This window comes from Petrotoga sp. Shatin.DS.tank11.9.2.9.3, from assembly GCF_003665005.1.
Classification (GTDB): Bacteria; Thermotogota; Thermotogae; order Petrotogales; family Petrotogaceae; genus Petrotoga; species Petrotoga mobilis.
This window is the reverse complement of the sequence record NZ_JGVT01000001.1, coordinates 315,726-331,839: the sequence shown is the minus strand read 5'-3', so window position 1 is coordinate 331,839 and position 16,114 is coordinate 315,726. Positions and strand designations below refer to the sequence as shown.

Below are 16,114 nucleotides of genomic sequence, written 5' to 3'. Positions count from 1 at the left end.
ATTATTAATTTAGTGGAGAAAAAAGTGAGAAAGTGGTGGTGTAGCTATGGGCTTGGGAGATGAAAAATATTCTGCTCAGGATCCAATTATAAAATACGTACAAGAAGAATCTGCTGAATATGGATCATCAGAAGGAAGCAAGGTTTTTCTGAACCTTGGTTGGGAATACGTCAAACCTGATGAAGCCTTGAGGCTAAAAGGTGGAGAAAAAGGCTTAATATTCAAAGATGTATTTATAAAGCAACTTCAAAAACTCAATCCTGGGTTTATGGACCATCTTTCAGCAGAAAAAATATTAAAAGATCTTGAAAGGATTCCACCCAATATACAAGGTAATTTGATAATCTGGGAATTTTTAAAAGGACTTAAAACTATATTTGTACCCAATGAAAAAAGAGAAAGAAACGTAACTTTTTTAGATACCTACGAAATAGATAGAAACATATTCCAAGTTACCGATGAATTTACATTTACAAATGGGAGCGAAACAATAAGGGCAGATGTGGTGTTTCTTATTAATGGAGTCCCGTTTATACTCATAGAAACGAAAGCACCTCATAGAATTGATCCGCTTAATGAAGCATATAAGCAAGTAAAAAGGTATCATCAGCAAGCACCAGAACTTTTGGCTGTTTTACAAATATTTGGTTTGATAGATGTGATTCGCTTTTATTATGGTGCAACTTGGAACCTTTCAGGTGGATCCCTCTTCGAATGGAAGGATGAATTAGATCAAGGTTATGAAACGTTAATTAAAACTTTTTTTGATAGAAAAAGAGTAATAAAGATACTTACTGATTTTATTCTTTTTACAAAGCAAGATGAAGAGCTTAAAAAAGTTGTGTTAAGGCCTCATCAAATGAAAGCCGTTGATAAGATAATTGAAAGGGCTAAAGATCCTTCAAAGCAACGAGGGTTAATTTGGCACACTCAAGGTTCTGGTAAAACTTACACTATGATTGTAACGGCGAAAAAAATAATAGAAGATCCCTTTTTTGAAAATCCGACAGTAATTATGCTTGTTGATAGAAACGAACTTGAATCACAGTTGTTCAGTAATCTGAAATCCGTTGGCATTGAAAATGTAGAGGTTGTAGAAAGTAAAAAACATTTAAGACATCTTCTTAGAACTGATAAAAGAGGTTTAATTGTTAGTATGATTCATAAGTTTGATAATATTCCTGCTGATTTAAATCTACGAGAAAATATTTTTGTTTTATTAGATGAAGCTCATAGAAGCACGGGTGGGAAGCTTGGTACATTTTTAGAAGGAGCTTTACCAAATGCAACTTATATAGGCTTTACTGGTACTCCCATAGATAAGACAAATTATGGGAAAGGAACGTTTGTTACATTTGGTAAAGATGATCCCCCTAAAGGATACCTTGATAAATACAGCATATCAGAATCGATTAAAGATGGCACTACCGTTCCCTTGTATTATACGTTTGCGCCAAATAAAATGATGATTGAAAAAGATGTTCTTGAGAAAGAATTTCTAACACTGGCAGAGACACAAGGGGTTAGCGATGTAGAAGAGCTTAACAAGGTTTTAGAAAAAGCGGTAAGACTTAAAAATATGCTAAAAAACAACGATAGAGTTCAGTTGATATCAAAATTTGTAGCAAGGCATTTTAAAGAGTACATCGAACCAATGGGTTTCAAAGCTTTTCTTGTCGCCGTTGATAGAGAAGCCTGTGCATTATACAAGGAAGAATTAGATAAACACCTGCCTCCTGAGTACTCTAAAGTTGTATATAGTCAGAGTCAAAACGATCCCCCGCAAATGACGAAATATTATTTATCTGAAATGGAAGAGAAAAAAGTTCGAGAGAACTTTAAAAAGCCTGGAGAACTACCAAAAATTTTAATCGTAACCGAAAAATTATTAACTGGGTTTGATGCGCCGATTCTTTATTGTATGTATTTAGATAAACCGATGAGAGATCACGTTCTTTTACAGGCTATAGCCAGAATCAATAGACCGTACAAGAAGGATGAAAAAGATAAAAAGAACGGCCTTGTTGTCGATTTTGTTGGAATTTTTAATAATTTAGAAAAGGCACTTGCTTTTGATTCTGAGGATATAGAAGGGGTAATCGAAGATATTGAACTTTTAAAGGAAGATTTTGCTCAACAAATGGAAATTGGCAAAGAGAAATATCTTTCTATCGTTGCCAAAAAAGATAGAGATAAATCTGTAGATGCTATCTTAGAGTATTTTAGGGATGAAGAAAAACGTAATGAGTTTTATGTGTATTATAAGAAGCTGTCTGGTTTGTATGAAATATTATCTCCCGACAAATTTTTAAAGAAATATCTACAAGATTATGATACCCTCTCAAGGATGTATAAGATTTTGAAAAATGCGTACGAAAAAGGTGTATCTGTCGATGAGGAATTTACAGAGAAAACGAAGAAATTAATTCAAAAATACACAAAAAATAGTAAAATTAAAGATACATTGGAAGTTTTTGTGATAGATGAATATACTTTAAAGAGGATTGAAGAAAGTAATGCTTCAGACGTTGAAAAGGTTTTTAATTTATACAAGAGTATTGAGAAGACGGTAGAAGAAGAAAGCGTAGAATATCCAATTCTCATTACAATAGGAGAAAAAGCGGAGAATTTACTTTCCTTGTACAAAAACAGACAGAAGAGTACAGAAGAAACTTTAAATGGCTTAAAGAACTTGGTACAAGAAACAAACGACAAGAAGAAGGCTCAAAAAGAAAGTGGAAAATCAGCAGCATTCTTTACACTCAAAGAATTATTGAAAGGTGAATCTATCGATGATGCCGAGAATATTGCTGAAGAGTTCGAAAAAAAGAAGGAAACTTATCCTCTTTGGGATAAAGACGAGGATCAAAAAAGAGAAATGAGACGAGGATTTTACAAGTTATTAGGGCCGAAAGGGCTCAAAGGCGAAAAAATAAAACAGTTATTCGAAAAATATCTCTACATTCTAAAAGGTAGGGATGTAAATGATTGACCCAGTTGATTTTAAAGCCGAAGTTTGGAATTTAGCTAGAGATATTAGGGTCCAGCCAAAAGAAATTCATATTCGTGAAATGAGTAAAAAATGGGGAAGTTGCTCTTCAAGAGGTAGGTTAACCTTTGATAAAAAACTTTTAAATGAGCCAAAAAGTTTTAGATTTGAGGTAATTATTCATGAATTATTACACTTGAGATACCCAAAACATGGGAAAATGTTCGATGCTTTAGTGCAAGAATATCTCAATAGAAACATTGAAAAAAACTAAAAAGGGGTGGAAGTTTTGTTCGAAATATCCGAGAAAAAGAAGTTAGCTCAAGATGTATACAGTGTTTGGGTTGAAGCGCCAAAGATAGCAGCACATGCACAACCTGGTCAGTTCGTTATAGTTATATCAGAGGAAGATGGAGAGAGAATTCCTCTAACTATAGTTGATAAAACTGAGGATAAGATAAGACTCATATTTCAAGTTGTTGGTAAAAGTACGAAGAAAATGGCAACTTTTGAAAATGGAGATTCCTTTGCCCATGTCGTTGGACCTTTGGGTAATCCTTCGGAAATCGATTATTATGGGACGGTATTATTGATTGGTGGAGGCATTGGTGTTGCCCCGATTTTACCTATTTTAAAGGCGTTGAAAGAAAAAGGCAACAGGGTAATATCGATTATGGGAGCAAGAACCGCTGATCTTTTAATTTTAGAAGATGAGTTTTCACAACTTTCTGATAAGTTGATAGTAACAACAGATGATGGATCAAAAGGTATGAAAGGTTTGGTTACCGATGGTATGAAAAAAATAGTTTCAGATGGAGAAAAAATAGATAAGGCTTGGGCTATTGGACCAGTTATAATGATGAAGTTTGCCACAAAGACTGCTCAAGAACTCGGTTTTCCAATAATAGTGTCTTTAAACCCAATTATGGTAGATGGAACAGGAATGTGTGGTGGGTGTAGGGTAACAGTTGGAGATAGCGTTAAATTTGCCTGTGTGGATGGTCCTGAATTTGAAGCTGAGCTCGTTGAATGGGATGAATTGTTAAAGAGACTGGGGCAGTACAAAGTTGAGGAGAAGGAGTCTTTAGAAGAAAAAAAGAAAAAACGTCCAAAAAAGATTTTGAGGAATAAAGTTCCTGTGAAAAAACAACCTCCCGAAGAGAGAAAGCATAACTTTCAAGAGGTTGCATATGGTTATTGCTTGGAAGAGGCTATGATGGAAGCCGATAGATGCTTACAATGTCCTGATAGCGCATATAATTGTATAAACGGATGTCCCGTTGGTGTAGATATACGAGGTTTTATAAGAGAGTTGAAAGAAGGTAATCTTGCCAAATCTGCAGAAATACTGAAGAGTTACAACAATCTACCGTCTATTTGTGGAAGAGTTTGTCCGCAGGAGAATCAGTGTGAAGGTGCATGTACCCTAGGTAAATCAGGTGCTTTTGAACCAGTTGCCATAGGTAGATTAGAAAGGTTTGTGGCGGATTGGGAAAGAGTTCAAAGAAAAAGTGAAAAGAATAATATCCAAGTGTCTAAAGACAATGTCAAAGGAAAGGTTGCCGTTGTAGGTGCAGGACCTTCAGGACTGACGGTGGCAGCAGATTTGGCAAAGATGGGATATTACGTAAAAATTTTTGAAGCCTTGCACAAACCCGGAGGGGTCTTGACCTACGGTATCCCTGAGTTCAGACTTCCAAAAGAGATAGTATTTGAAGAAGTCGAGTATGTTAAATCATTGGGAGTGGAAATTGAGACAGATGTTGTTGTGGGAAAGACAATTACAATAGATGAAATGAGAGAAGAGTTCGACGCTATATTTATAGGTACAGGTGCGGGGACCCCCAGATTCTTGAATATCCCAGGGGAAAATTTGAACGGGGTTTACTCTTCAAGTGAATTCTTAACAAGGGTTAATTTGATGAAAGCATATAAGTTTCCTTTGGTTGATACTCCGGTTAAGGTAGGCAAACATGTGGTAGTTGTTGGAGCAGGCAACGTCGCGATGGATGCTTCAAGATCGGCGTTAAGGCTTGGTGCCGAAACCGTAACAGTGGTGTACAGAAGATCGGAGGAAGAAATGCCAGCAAGAAAAGAAGAATATGAAAACGCCGTTGAAGAGGGAATCAATTTTATGTGGCTGACTAATCCAATAGAGTGTAAAGGAAACGAAAAGGGAGAATTGACAAGTGTTGTCTGTCAAAAGATGAAATTGGGAGAACCTGATTCTTCTGGTAGAAGAAGACCTATCCCCATTGAAAATAGTTACGTTGAAATACCCGCAGATCTTTTTATCGTTGCTATAGGTCAAGAGTCAAACAAGGTATTACTCAATGCATTTCCTGAATTGAAACTGAATAAATGGGGTTATATAGAGGCAGATCCCGTTACCGGGGTTACTTCTGTTGAAGGAGTTTGGGCAGGAGGAGACATAGTTACAGGTGCAGCAACCGTTATCGAGGCAATGGGGGCAGGTAAAAGATCTGCTAAGGCAATAGATGAATATATTTCTTCTAAGGTAGGAAAATTTTGATGGATTTTGAGAAAGAAAGTAGAATGATGGTTGAGTATCAGCTAAAAAGAAGAGGTATAAGCGATGAAAAAGTTCTAAACGCTTTTTTGAAGGTTAAAAGACATTTGTTTGTTCCAAAAAATCTTGAAGAGTATGCATATGATGATTGCCCTTTGCCTATTGGCGAAGGGCAAACTATTTCTCAGCCCTATATAATAGGCTTAATGCTTCAACTATTAGAGTTAAAAGAAAACGACGTTGTTTTAGAAATAGGGACGGGATCTGGTTATCAAACGGCTTTGTTGGCAGAGATTGTACGCTTTGTTTATACGATAGAACGAAATGAAACGTTAGCCCAAAGAGCAAAGAATAAATTTGAGGAATTAGGGTATAAAAATATTGTTTTAGAGGTTGGAGATGGAACAAAAGGGTGGACAAAAGAAGAGATTGAGTTTGACGGAATCATAGTTTCAGCGGCAGCTCCAAAGGTTCCTGAACCTTTGTTTTCTCAACTTAAAATTGGTGGTAGAATGGTAATTCCAATTGGTTCTAGAACCTTTCAACGTTTACATAAAATAACTAAGTTAGAGGATGGAAATATGAAGGTTGAATACTCTGATGGATGCATGTTTGTTCCTTTAATAGGTGAATATGGTTGGTGAGAGTGTTTAGTTAAAATATAAAATATCCCGCAAAAAGCGGGATATTTTAATAATTAATATGGAAAAGTTATCTCAGGAACTTCAAATGATCCAATTTGGGAAGGATCTGATGGTATTATTAATTTGTCTTCTTTTATCAATTTTTTTAGATATTCGATTTCTACAAAGTATCTAATGGGCACCATGCTTCTTGTGTATTTCATTGGCGTTATACTGACACCGTCTTCTTTCATACCTAATCTAAAAACACCAGATTCAAAGGTTCTTACGGACATGGCGGATTGAATGCCTTCAAAAGCAGCTGTGTCAACCCTTTTCATCGCACTTGTTAATACGTAACCCGGAGCCATGTAATCTTGATCTACATCCACGCCTATTGCAAAATAATTCTTTTCTAATTCATAGTATTTATCGATGATTTGCTCCAAAGATGCATTTTGGGGGAGATTGTACAGATTGCTTCCTCTTTCTTTAGCAGCATCAATTACTCCGTTACCCGTAGGCCCAGCCGCATGAAAAACAATGTCTGCTCCGTTCTCCATCTGTGTTAAAGCTAAACTCTTTCCTAAAGCAGGGTCATTGAAGGTGTTTGCATAGCCTGATACGACTTGGACATCTTCGTTATGTAATTCATTGTATACTTTAACCCCTGCTGCGTAGCCAGCTTCGAATTTGGTAACGGCAGGAACTGGAACTCCTCCTATAAATCCAACTTTTCCTGTTTTACTCATCATTGCAGCCAAATAACCTGCTGGGAAGCTTGATTCATGCTCGTTGAAAACATAACAAACTACGTTTGAAGGGACTACTTGTCCAGGAGACGGTTCGATATCTATCCCTACAAAATAAACATCAGGAAATTGGGGAGCTACGTTGAAAAGAACATCCGTCATCATGAAGCCCACTGCGATTACAACGTCTGAATCTCTTGCAGCGTTAGATAGATTTGGTAAATAATCTGTTTGTTCAGATGATTGGATTACTGCAATTTCTACCCCTAATTCGTCTCTTGCTCTTAAAACACCTTGCCACGTTCCGTCGTTGAATGATTTGTCTCCTAGCCCTCCTACGTCGGTAACCATGGTTACTTTGAAAGCGTAAATAGTAGAAAATAAGAACAAAACAACAAAGAAAACACTTAGGTACTTTTTCATAAAAATCGCCTCCTATGTGGTTTATAATATTATAGCATATTTATAATTTAAAGTTTTACGAAGAGCAATTTTATGATTTAATGATATTTTGATGATATAATATAAAAAAGAATTAAATAAAGGATGGGGAGTTGGAATGAAGGTTAAAAACTCTTTTTCCTTACGAATAAGGAGCAGGGATGAAGAATAAAGATCCTTTATCCATATGGGTGGGCAGCGGGGCGAAGGGGCGCTAACAGATGTTTTAAAGCTCCTAAGGATAGTAAAAATATAATAATAAACAAAGTAATGAGGAGATACTTATGAAGAAGATTCTATTGATATTTTGCATATTACTTCTTCCTTTTTCCCTTTCTCTATCCTTTAATTCTCCAAGCTTTATTTGGAGTTACGTTACGAGCTACCAAACAGATGAACTAATGTATTGGAAAGTTAACTATACCCAAAAATTAATAGACCTGATTGAAGATTATTTGCCATTTTTAGAAAGATCAGGCATAACTCTTCCTATCACTTCGGATGTTGAAGTTCATTTTATTGATGTTGGCCAAGGTGATTCAGTTTATATAAAATTACCGAATAATGTTGATATTTTAATTGACGGTGGTAATAATTGGTATGGTGACGATGTAGTTACTTACCTCAAATCCCAAGATGTTGATGATATAGAGTATTTGATAGCTACTCATCCTGATGCAGACCATATAGGTGGGTTAGATGATGTTTTAAAAGCCTTTGAAGTTGAAAATGTCTATGCCCCAGATGTTTCTCACACCACGAAAACTTACAATGATTTTGTTTTAGAAGTGAGGAATGAGGGAACTTACATTAAAACAACTAAGGCTGGGATTACTTTAATTAATCCTGCTTTAGCGGCTGTGATAGGTTGCCCTTCATTCAGCAATGTGTATTTTGTTGGACCGGTGAAAAATTATGGAACAGATCTTAATTCTTGGAGTGCTGTTATGAAGTTAGATTTTGGAAATTCTTCTTATCTTTTCACTGGAGATGCCGATAGAATTTCTGAAAAAGATATGATAGATAATAGTATGTTTTTAAAAGCGGATGTTCTTAAAGTTAGCCATCATGGGTCCGATTCTTCGACCTCGCAAGAGTTTTTAAAGGAAGTTAGTCCAAAATATGCGGTTATATCTGTGGGTAAAAATAATAATTACGGTCATCCAGCACAGGAAGTATTAGAAAGATTGGAAATGTGTAAGGTAGATCTTTTTCGTACAGATTTGCAGGGACATATTATAGCTATTAGTGATGGGAATAAAATAAATTTTAACGTTGAACCAATTAACATTGTTAATCTTATGGAAGATGCTCAAGAATCAGCACCACAAAAAACTTCTATATTGATTACGTATTTAGATGTTTCTGATGAAAAGGTTACTATCTGCAACAACACTGATAAAGACGTTGATTTAACAGGATGGGTTTTGGTTAGCGAAGTTGGGAACCAAAAGTTTAATTTTCCAGATGGATATATACTTAAAGCTGGAAAATGTGTGAATATTTTGTCAGGCCGTAACGCAATAGATGAACCTCCAACTAATTTAAAATGGACGGGCGCTTATATATGGAATAACGATAGCGATATTGCAGCCCTCTACGACGCAGAAGGGGTACTAATAAGCAGGGTTGAATTCTAACGTTTTGTCAACTACAATAATAAAAATTAATTAGAAATTGTGATTTTATGTTAAAAAAAATGCTTGAAAAAAGAGAACACTTATGTTATAATTTGTATGCTCAAATGAAGTTTCTATATTTACGGGGTCGTGGCGCAGCTGGGAGCGCGCTACCATGGCACGGTAGAGGTCGTGGGTTCAAGTCCCATCGACTCCACCAATATGAGGGAAATATTCCCTCATTTTTTATATATTAAATCTTTTATTCTGCGGAGTGCTTAGCTGGATAAAGAGTGAAGATTCCTAGTTCCTTAGGGGTGGGCAGCGGGTTTGGAATCTGAGGCTCATTCGTTAGAAAGTCTGGTTGTTGGGTTTAAAAGATGCTTTTGAGTTTAAAAGATAAAGATCCCTTTCCTTATGGGTGGGCAGCGGGGCGAAGGGGCGCTAAAAACGTTTTTTTACGTTAATATTCACCACGGCAAGGAGGCAGAGAAATGGAAGAGTATCTAACTTTTGATGATGTGTTACTACTACCGCAGTATAGCGAAGTTGTACCGAGCAGGGTTGATACTACATCTTATTTAGTAAAAAATATCCATTTAAAGATCCCTTTTCTTTCTGCAGCGATGGATACTGTGACTGAATCCCAAATGGCAAAAGCTATGGCAAGAGAAGGTGCCGTTGGTGTTATTCATAAAAATATGTCGATTGAACAGCAAGCCTATGAGGTTTCAAAGGTAAAAAAGACAGAGAACGGGATTATATACGATCCCATAACAATTACGCCCGATACAACCGTTAAAGAAGCTGAAAAGATCATGAGAGAGTACAGAATTGGTGGATTACCAGTTGTGGATGATGATAAAGTTCTTTTGGGTATATTGACCAATAGAGATATTAGGTTTGAACAAAATATGGAAAAGAAAGCTAAAGAATTGATGACTCCCTACCAAAATTTAGTTGTAGCTGGTTCACATATATCTTTGGAAGAGGCAAAAGAGATACTTCATCAAAATAAAATAGAGAAATTGCCTATAGTAGATGATAAAAGACATATAAAAGGTTTGATAACGATAAAAGATATTACTTCCGTAATCGAAAACCCAAACGCAACACGAGATGATAAAGGGCGTTTAGTTGTTGGAGCTGCTGTTGGTGTTTCAGATGGTTTACAAAGAACGCAAGAATTAGTTGATGCAGGAGTCGATTTTGTTGTTTTAGATTCAGCCCATGGACATTCCAAAAATATTATTGAAACTTTAAAAAAGATAAAAGAAAGATTCCCGGAACTCCCTGTAATTGCTGGAAATATTGCTACTGCTGAAGCTGCCAAGATGTTAATAGAAAGTGGAGCAGATGCAGTAAAAGTTGGAATTGGCCCAGGTTCTATTTGTACCACCAGAGTTATTTCCGGTGTTGGGGTACCACAGCTAAGTGCAATTATAAAAGTTTCAGAAGAAGCGAATAAATACGGCGTTCCTGTTATTGCAGATGGTGGGATAAGATATTCTGGAGATATCGTCAAAGCTTTAGCTGCAGGAGCCTCTACCGTGATGATGGGAAGTATTTTTGCAGGTACTGAAGAGGCACCTGGCGAAACGATAATTTATCAAGGTAGGAAGTTTAAAACATACAGAGGCATGGGTTCGATAGCAGCTATGGAAAGAGGAAGCAAAGATAGATATTTCCAAGAAGGTACACCAAATGAGAAACTTGTGCCAGAGGGTGTTGAAGCTATGGTAGCATACAAAGGTGAGGTAAAAGATGTTATAATACAATTAGTTGGAGGAGTCAAAGCTGGAATGGGGTATGTTGGGGCAAAAGATATCAAGGAATTACAGCAAAAGGCTAAATTTATAAAAATTACAACCGCAAGTATAACAGAAAGTCATCCACATGATGTAAAGATTACACGTGAAGCTCCGAATTATTTCTTTTCATCTTAGTTATTGATTTTTGTGGGTTGTGGGAGAAAGGATAAAAATTCTTTTATCCTTATGGGTGGGGAGCGGGGAGAAGGGGCGCTAAAACTAAGATTTAGAAGATATTCTTATAATTAAGCTTCAAAATTAAGGCTCTGATTTTAAAAGGGTCAAAGGGCGGAGCCCTCCATCGCAGTATGGTTAGGGGCCGCTGGTCCCTCGTGGAGTATATGGAAGGGGAAACGATAGTATATATTTTAATGGAGAGGAAGTTATATGCAAACAAAAAACATTTTAGATTTTGAATATTCGGATTTACAAAGTTACTTACTCAATGAATTGGGACTTGAAAAGTTTAGAACTGATCAAATTTGTGATTGGATTTATAAGAAAAGAGTTTTTGATTTCGAATCGATGACTAATTTATCTAAAGACGATAGACAAAAACTCAGTGATAATTTTAAAATATCTATTCCTCATATTGTTAAAAAAGAGGTTTCAAAGATAGATGGAACTACCAAATATCTTTTGGAGTTAGAGGATAGGAACACTGTTGAAGCCGTAATTATTTACTATCCTTCAAGAACGATAGCATGTATATCAACACAAGTTGGTTGCCCACTGAAGTGTTCATTTTGTTCTACAGGACAAAGCGGCTACGTTAGAAATTTATCGACAGGTGAGATCATTGGTCAACTGTTAGCTATGGAAAAAGATAAAGAGATGGATGTAAAAAATGTTGTATACATGGGAATGGGTGAACCATTATTAAATTTTAACAACGTTGTTCAAACCATAGAGATATTAAACCATCCAAAGATGAAAAAGTTAGGGGCAAGACATATAACCATTTCAACCGCGGGAATTCCTCAGAAAATTGAAGAATTAGGAGATTTGAACAAAGAGTTTCGACTTTCTGTTTCACTTCACGCACCAACGAATCTTCAAAGAGATCAAATAATGCCAATAAATCATAAATATCCGGTAGAGCAGGTTATTCAGTCATGCCGAATTTATCAGAAAAAAACAAAAAAGAGGGTTACTTTTGAGTATATTTTGATAAAAGGATTTAATGATTCAAAAGAGGACGCTTTGAAATTAGTTGAACTATTTGGTGATTTGAAAGTGATGGTTAATTTAATTCCTGTCAATGAAAATCCAGCGGGCTTTGAAAAGCCGTCAAAAAGGTTTATTCAAGCTTTTTTGGATACTCTCGTTAAGAATGGAATTGATGCTGTGGTGCGAGCTGAGAAAGGTAGTGATATATCAGCCGCATGTGGTCAATTAAGAACTAGAGAGTTAAAAGAAGCTAATAGGTGAACATAATGATTAAAGTAAGAAAATTAATAAAAAATTTGATATTTTTTATTTTAGGGATAGTTGCTTCTGGAATATTTGCCTTTTTTTTTATGACAGTTTTTGCCAATAGTTCCAATATGGTTGAGATTCCATATTTGATCGGAGAAGATAAAAAGGTAGCAATCTCTTCTTTAGAGGAATTAAATCTAATTCCAAACGTAGTAGGTAATGGAGAAAAAGTTTTGTATACCGATCCTGAACCTGGAACAAAGGTAAAAGAAGGACATCACGTAATAGTCCAACTTAGAGAGATGAATACTCTGAAGATTCCTGATCTGATAGGTATACCTTCCGGAGTAGCACAACAGTTTTTAAATGAGTACAACATAGCTTTTGAAATTAGAAATCAATTAACCTATAAACCTGAAGAAAATGATGTGGTATTGAACATGTCTCCAACACCAGGAAATAATTATAGTGGAGAAAGGGTGATTCTCTATGTCGGTAAATATGAAGGGAGTAATCAATGAGTTGGAGAAAGGGTATAGTTGTTAGATTTCATTCGGATATGGTAACCGTTCAAGATTTGGAAAGTAATCAAAAAATTAACTGCTTTCTCCCTGGTAGATTCAAATTACAGAAGATTAGGCCCATTGTTGGCGATTATGTAGAGTATTCTAAGGACCAACAAAATACTTATGGAAGAATCGAAAACATTTTAGAGAGAAAAAATGAATTATACAGACCTAGAGTAGCTAACTTGGATCAGCTTGTTTTAGTTACATCAATTAAAGAGCCTCGAGTAGATTTGATAGTAGTCGATAAAATTATAGTTCTCGCTGAAAAAGAGAAGCTTGATGTAGTCATAGTGTTAAACAAAACGGATTTGCTTGGTAGTGACGAAGAAAAAAGAGAAATGGAAAGATTTATAGAAATATATGGTAAAATTTATCCTGTGATTCCTACATCGAAAATAACGAAAAATAATTTAGATATATTAAAATCATATTTAAAAAACAAAGTATCAACATTTGCAGGTCCTTCTGGAGTTGGAAAGTCCAGTTTATTGAATGTTTTAGATCCAAAATTGAAACTTAGAGAAGGAGAAATCTCCAAAAAATTAGGTAGAGGTAAACACACAACAACTTATGCTGAACTGCTTTATTTTGATTTTGGAGGATATATAGTCGACACACCAGGTTTTTCGAGTTTAGAGCTAAGGGGAATAAAAAAAGATGAAGTAAGGCGTTATTTCAAAGAATTTTTGGAATTTGACGGTTTTTGCCAGTTTTCGAATTGTTCCCATACGGTTGAACCTGGATGTGCAATTAAAGAGGCTGTAGAGAACGGACAGATTTCATTGAGTAGGTATACCAATTATTGTCAAATATACGAAGAAATAGAAGATAGTTCACTAAAATTACAATAGGGGTGTTTCAGTTTGATAAAAATATATCCTTCCATTTTAGCTGCTGATTTTTTGAATTTAGCTCAAGAGGTAGAGAAAGTTTCTAAAGATGCTGATGGAATACATCTCGATATTATGGATGGAGTGTTTGTTCCAAACATTACTTTTGGTTTTCCAATCGTGGAATCGATTAGGAAAAAATTTAAAGATATATATTTGGATGCTCATTTGATGATAGTTGAACCAGATAAATATTTAGAAAACTTTTCTAAGTCTGTGAATAGCATAACAGTGCATTATGAAGCGGTCACACATCTACACAGAACTGTATTAAAAATCAAAGAGTTGGGGTGTGAAGCAGGTGTTACTTTAAATCCACATACTCCAGTGTCACTTTTAGAAGAAATTCTACCATATGTGGACAAGGTATTGATTATGTCGGTTAATCCAGGATTTACTGGACAACATTTTATAGAAACTACTTATGAAAAAGTGAGAAAATTAAGAAGACTCTCTGATGAGAAAGGACTGAATGTTGAAATAATGGTTGATGGAGGAGTGAATAAACAGAACATTGGATTACTTCACCAAAGTGGCGTTAACACTTTTATCATTGGTGCCAGTGTGTTTTATTCAGAAAATCCTTCACAGGAGATAATCGAACTAAAAAAGGTGGCAGAAGATTTTGAGTGACGTCTATTTGGCTACATCAAACAGAAACAAGGTAAGAGAAATCAATGAAATCTTGCAAAATATTGATATAAATCGAAGTATCACTGTTAAATATATATTTGATGAGATAAAAGAGGATAATTTTGAAGTAGAAGAGTATGGCGAAACTTATGTAGAAAATTCTGTTATTAAAGCTTGGGCTTATTCAAAATTAATAAAAAAACCTGTTTTTTCAGATGATTCTGGTTTGTCTATAATTGCACTTGGAGGATTCCCTGGCGTGAACTCTGCAAGGTTCATGGAAAATCATTCCTATGAGCAAAAGATGAAGGAATTATTATCAATGCTGGAAAATGAAAAAGATAGAACCGCTTATTTTGCCTGTGCGGCGACGTATTTTGACCCTCAAAAAAATATTTTAGTTACTTGTCAAGAAGAAGTTTATGGTAAAATAGCATTTGAGATAAGAGGAAAGAATGGTTTCGGTTACGATCCTATTTTTATTCCCGATGGATACGATTATACATTTGGAGAACTGACCAAAGACGTAAAAAATAGCATAAGTCATAGGGCAAAGGCTATAAAAAAGTTGCTTCTTTTTTTAAAAAGTGCTAAAATATTAGAAAATAAAGAGTAATTTTTCATAATATTGATTCAAAAGTGGATATTTTTTTGGTTTTATGGTATAATTTCGTTGAAGTTCCGTAGAATCAGGATTTAAGAATCTTTATCTGTTGAAAGGGGGAATGTTTGTGAATAAGAAAGATTTAGTTGATGCTTTTGCAAAGAAGGCTAACGTAACAAAGAAAGATGCAGAAAGTTTCGTTGATGCTTTTGTTGATGTAGTGTCTGAGGCTTTAAGTAAGGGTGAAGAGGTTAAGTTAGTTGGTTTTGGAACTTTCAAAGTTCAGAAAAGAGCAGCTAGAAAAGGTGTCAACCCACAAACTGGAAAAGCTATTAAGATTCCAGAAAAGATGGTTCCAAAATTCGTTCCTGGTAAAGAATTAAAAGATATGGTGAAGTAAATTCCAAAAAATGGGCAGGATTCCTGCCCATTTTTTTATGATAAAGACTTGATCACATGGGAGGGTTTCAAGTGATCTGGGCGATTTCAGATATCCACGGTATGTACGATACTTTAATTTCGCTTTTAAAACGGATACAGATCAAAGATTCTGACACAATGATTTTTCTTGGTGATTATGTGGACAGAGGACCTGATTCAAAAAAGGTGCTGGATCTTTTGATTACTTTAAGCAAACAGAGGAATCGTATTTTTTTAAAGGGGAACCATGACGATATGATGGTCGACTATTGTCAAAAAACTCATGAGTATGGAGAAGGTGTCTGGTTTTACAACGGTGCATTGTCGACAATTAAAAGTTTCAATAACAATATTGGGGAAGAGTACATAAACTTTTTAAAAGATCTACCTCTGTATTATGAGTTGGAAGTAGAAAACGAGAAATATTTGTTTGTACATGCGGGAGTTAATCCAAAAAAGTCACTTTCAAAACAAGATAAATGGGATTTGTTGTGGATAAGAGATGAATTTTTAAGTATGTCAGAAAGGTATTTTAATTATACCGTTATTCATGGACATACTCCAACATTGTACTTAACAGGGGAAGATAAGATCTTTGTGAAACGAGATAATAATAAGAAAATAATAAGTGTAGATATAGATACGGGATGTGTGTACGGTGGGAAATTGACGGCCTTTGGAATCACTGAGGATAACAGACACGTAGTTTTACAAGCTGTTTGAAAAATCGATTTAAACTTCTTTAATCGTCTTTAATTGCCTTTAAACTCTTCTAATTAAAAATACTTCGACTTTCTAACTTTTTCAAAGAGTG

14 protein-coding genes and 1 tRNA gene are annotated in these 16,114 nt (G+C 35.3%); 14 read left to right on the top strand and 1 reads right to left on the bottom strand.

The genetic code is table 11. The features are described 5' to 3' along the window. Positions 1-46 precede the first annotated feature (46 nt). From BZ25_RS01490 to BZ25_RS01475, 4 genes are read left to right on the top strand one after another with little or no spacing between them, the layout of a single operon-like run. Complete coding sequence (locus BZ25_RS01490) at positions 47-2,992, top strand: type I restriction endonuclease subunit R (RefSeq protein ID WP_121567212.1); 2,946 nt, start codon at positions 47-49, stop codon at positions 2,990-2,992. Beyond that, positions 2,985-3,263 carry a M48 family metallopeptidase gene (locus tag BZ25_RS01485; protein WP_012209683.1) on the top strand — a complete coding sequence of 93 codons (279 nt, stop codon included), beginning with the start codon at positions 2,985-2,987 and terminating at the stop codon, positions 3,261-3,263. Before BZ25_RS01490 ends, BZ25_RS01485 begins: the two co-directional genes overlap by 8 nt. Positions 3,264-3,278: 15 nt before the next feature. Further along, positions 3,279-5,522: a bifunctional dihydroorotate dehydrogenase B NAD binding subunit/NADPH-dependent glutamate synthase gene (locus BZ25_RS01480; RefSeq protein WP_121567211.1), complete on the top strand. Its 2,244-nt coding sequence runs from the start codon at positions 3,279-3,281 to the stop codon at positions 5,520-5,522. Further along, complete coding sequence (locus BZ25_RS01475; protein WP_121567210.1) at positions 5,522-6,163, top strand: protein-L-isoaspartate(D-aspartate) O-methyltransferase; 642 nt, start codon at positions 5,522-5,524, stop codon at positions 6,161-6,163. Before BZ25_RS01480 ends, BZ25_RS01475 begins: the two co-directional genes overlap by 1 nt. Positions 6,164-6,216: 53 nt before the next feature. Here BZ25_RS01475 and BZ25_RS01470 read toward each other — a convergent pair whose 3' ends face one another. Continuing rightward, positions 6,217-7,317 carry a BMP family protein gene (locus BZ25_RS01470; protein ID WP_121567209.1) on the bottom strand — a complete coding sequence of 367 codons (1,101 nt, stop codon included), beginning with the start codon at positions 7,315-7,317 and terminating at the stop codon, positions 6,217-6,219. A 302-nt stretch (positions 7,318-7,619) separates the two neighbouring features. Between BZ25_RS01470 and BZ25_RS01465 the strand changes: the two genes are divergently transcribed. The 10 genes from BZ25_RS01465 (at position 7,620) to BZ25_RS01420 (ending at position 16,023) form a co-directional block, all read left to right on the top strand. Continuing rightward, positions 7,620-8,975, top strand: a complete 1,356-nt coding sequence (locus BZ25_RS01465; RefSeq protein WP_121567208.1) for an MBL fold metallo-hydrolase — start codon at positions 7,620-7,622, stop codon at positions 8,973-8,975. Between the two features lie 123 nt (positions 8,976-9,098). Further along, positions 9,099-9,174: transfer RNA gene (locus tag BZ25_RS01460), tRNA-Ala, on the top strand. A 274-nt stretch (positions 9,175-9,448) separates the two neighbouring features. Continuing rightward, the gene (gene guaB / locus BZ25_RS01455; protein WP_121567207.1) at positions 9,449-10,900 is read left to right on the top strand and encodes an IMP dehydrogenase; all 1,452 of its coding nucleotides are present in this window, start codon (positions 9,449-9,451) and stop codon (positions 10,898-10,900) included. Positions 10,901-11,152: 252 nt separating this feature from the next. Then, complete coding sequence (rlmN, locus tag BZ25_RS01450) at positions 11,153-12,196, top strand: 23S rRNA (adenine(2503)-C(2))-methyltransferase RlmN (RefSeq protein WP_121567206.1); 1,044 nt, start codon at positions 11,153-11,155, stop codon at positions 12,194-12,196. A gap of 5 nt (positions 12,197-12,201) precedes the next feature. Beyond that, a complete protein-coding gene (locus tag BZ25_RS01445) occupies positions 12,202-12,705 on the top strand; it encodes a PASTA domain-containing protein (protein ID WP_012209690.1) in 504 nt (167 codons plus the stop codon). After that, on the top strand, positions 12,702-13,604 hold the full coding sequence (rsgA, locus tag BZ25_RS01440; protein ID WP_121567205.1) for a ribosome small subunit-dependent GTPase A: 903 nt from the start codon (positions 12,702-12,704) through the stop codon (positions 13,602-13,604). The genes BZ25_RS01445 and rsgA overlap by 4 nt, the downstream gene beginning before the upstream one ends. Positions 13,605-13,616: 12 nt before the next feature. Then, positions 13,617-14,276, top strand: a complete 660-nt coding sequence (gene rpe, locus BZ25_RS01435; RefSeq protein ID WP_012209692.1) for a ribulose-phosphate 3-epimerase — start codon at positions 13,617-13,619, stop codon at positions 14,274-14,276. Further along, positions 14,269-14,892 (top strand): RdgB/HAM1 family non-canonical purine NTP pyrophosphatase, encoded by a 624-nt coding sequence (gene rdgB, locus BZ25_RS01430; protein WP_121567204.1) that lies wholly within the window; start codon positions 14,269-14,271, stop codon positions 14,890-14,892. Before rpe ends, rdgB begins: the two co-directional genes overlap by 8 nt. Positions 14,893-15,007: 115 nt before the next feature. After that, positions 15,008-15,280 (top strand): HU family DNA-binding protein, encoded by a 273-nt coding sequence (locus BZ25_RS01425; RefSeq protein WP_012209694.1) that lies wholly within the window; start codon positions 15,008-15,010, stop codon positions 15,278-15,280. 71 nt (positions 15,281-15,351) lie between these two features. Then, the gene (locus BZ25_RS01420) at positions 15,352-16,023 is read left to right on the top strand and encodes a metallophosphoesterase family protein (RefSeq protein WP_012209695.1); all 672 of its coding nucleotides are present in this window, start codon (positions 15,352-15,354) and stop codon (positions 16,021-16,023) included. Positions 16,024-16,114: the final 91 nt, after the last annotated feature.

Coding starts and splice junctions, on each gene's coding strand:
- guaB (WP_121567207.1), top strand. CDS start 9,449: ATGGAAGAGTATCTAACTTTTGATGATGTGTTACTACTACCGCAGTAT.
- rsgA (WP_121567205.1), top strand. CDS start 12,702: ATGAGTTGGAGAAAGGGTATAGTTGTTAGATTTCATTCGGATATGGTA.
- BZ25_RS01475 (WP_121567210.1), top strand. CDS start 5,522: ATGGATTTTGAGAAAGAAAGTAGAATGATGGTTGAGTATCAGCTAAAA.
- BZ25_RS01470 (WP_121567209.1), bottom strand. CDS start 7,317: ATGAAAAAGTACCTAAGTGTTTTCTTTGTTGTTTTGTTCTTATTTTCT.
- BZ25_RS01490 (WP_121567212.1), top strand. CDS start 47: ATGGGCTTGGGAGATGAAAAATATTCTGCTCAGGATCCAATTATAAAA.
- BZ25_RS01445 (WP_012209690.1), top strand. CDS start 12,202: ATGATTAAAGTAAGAAAATTAATAAAAAATTTGATATTTTTTATTTTA.
- rlmN (WP_121567206.1), top strand. CDS start 11,153: ATGCAAACAAAAAACATTTTAGATTTTGAATATTCGGATTTACAAAGT.
- BZ25_RS01485 (WP_012209683.1), top strand. CDS start 2,985: ATGATTGACCCAGTTGATTTTAAAGCCGAAGTTTGGAATTTAGCTAGA.
- BZ25_RS01465 (WP_121567208.1), top strand. CDS start 7,620: ATGAAGAAGATTCTATTGATATTTTGCATATTACTTCTTCCTTTTTCC.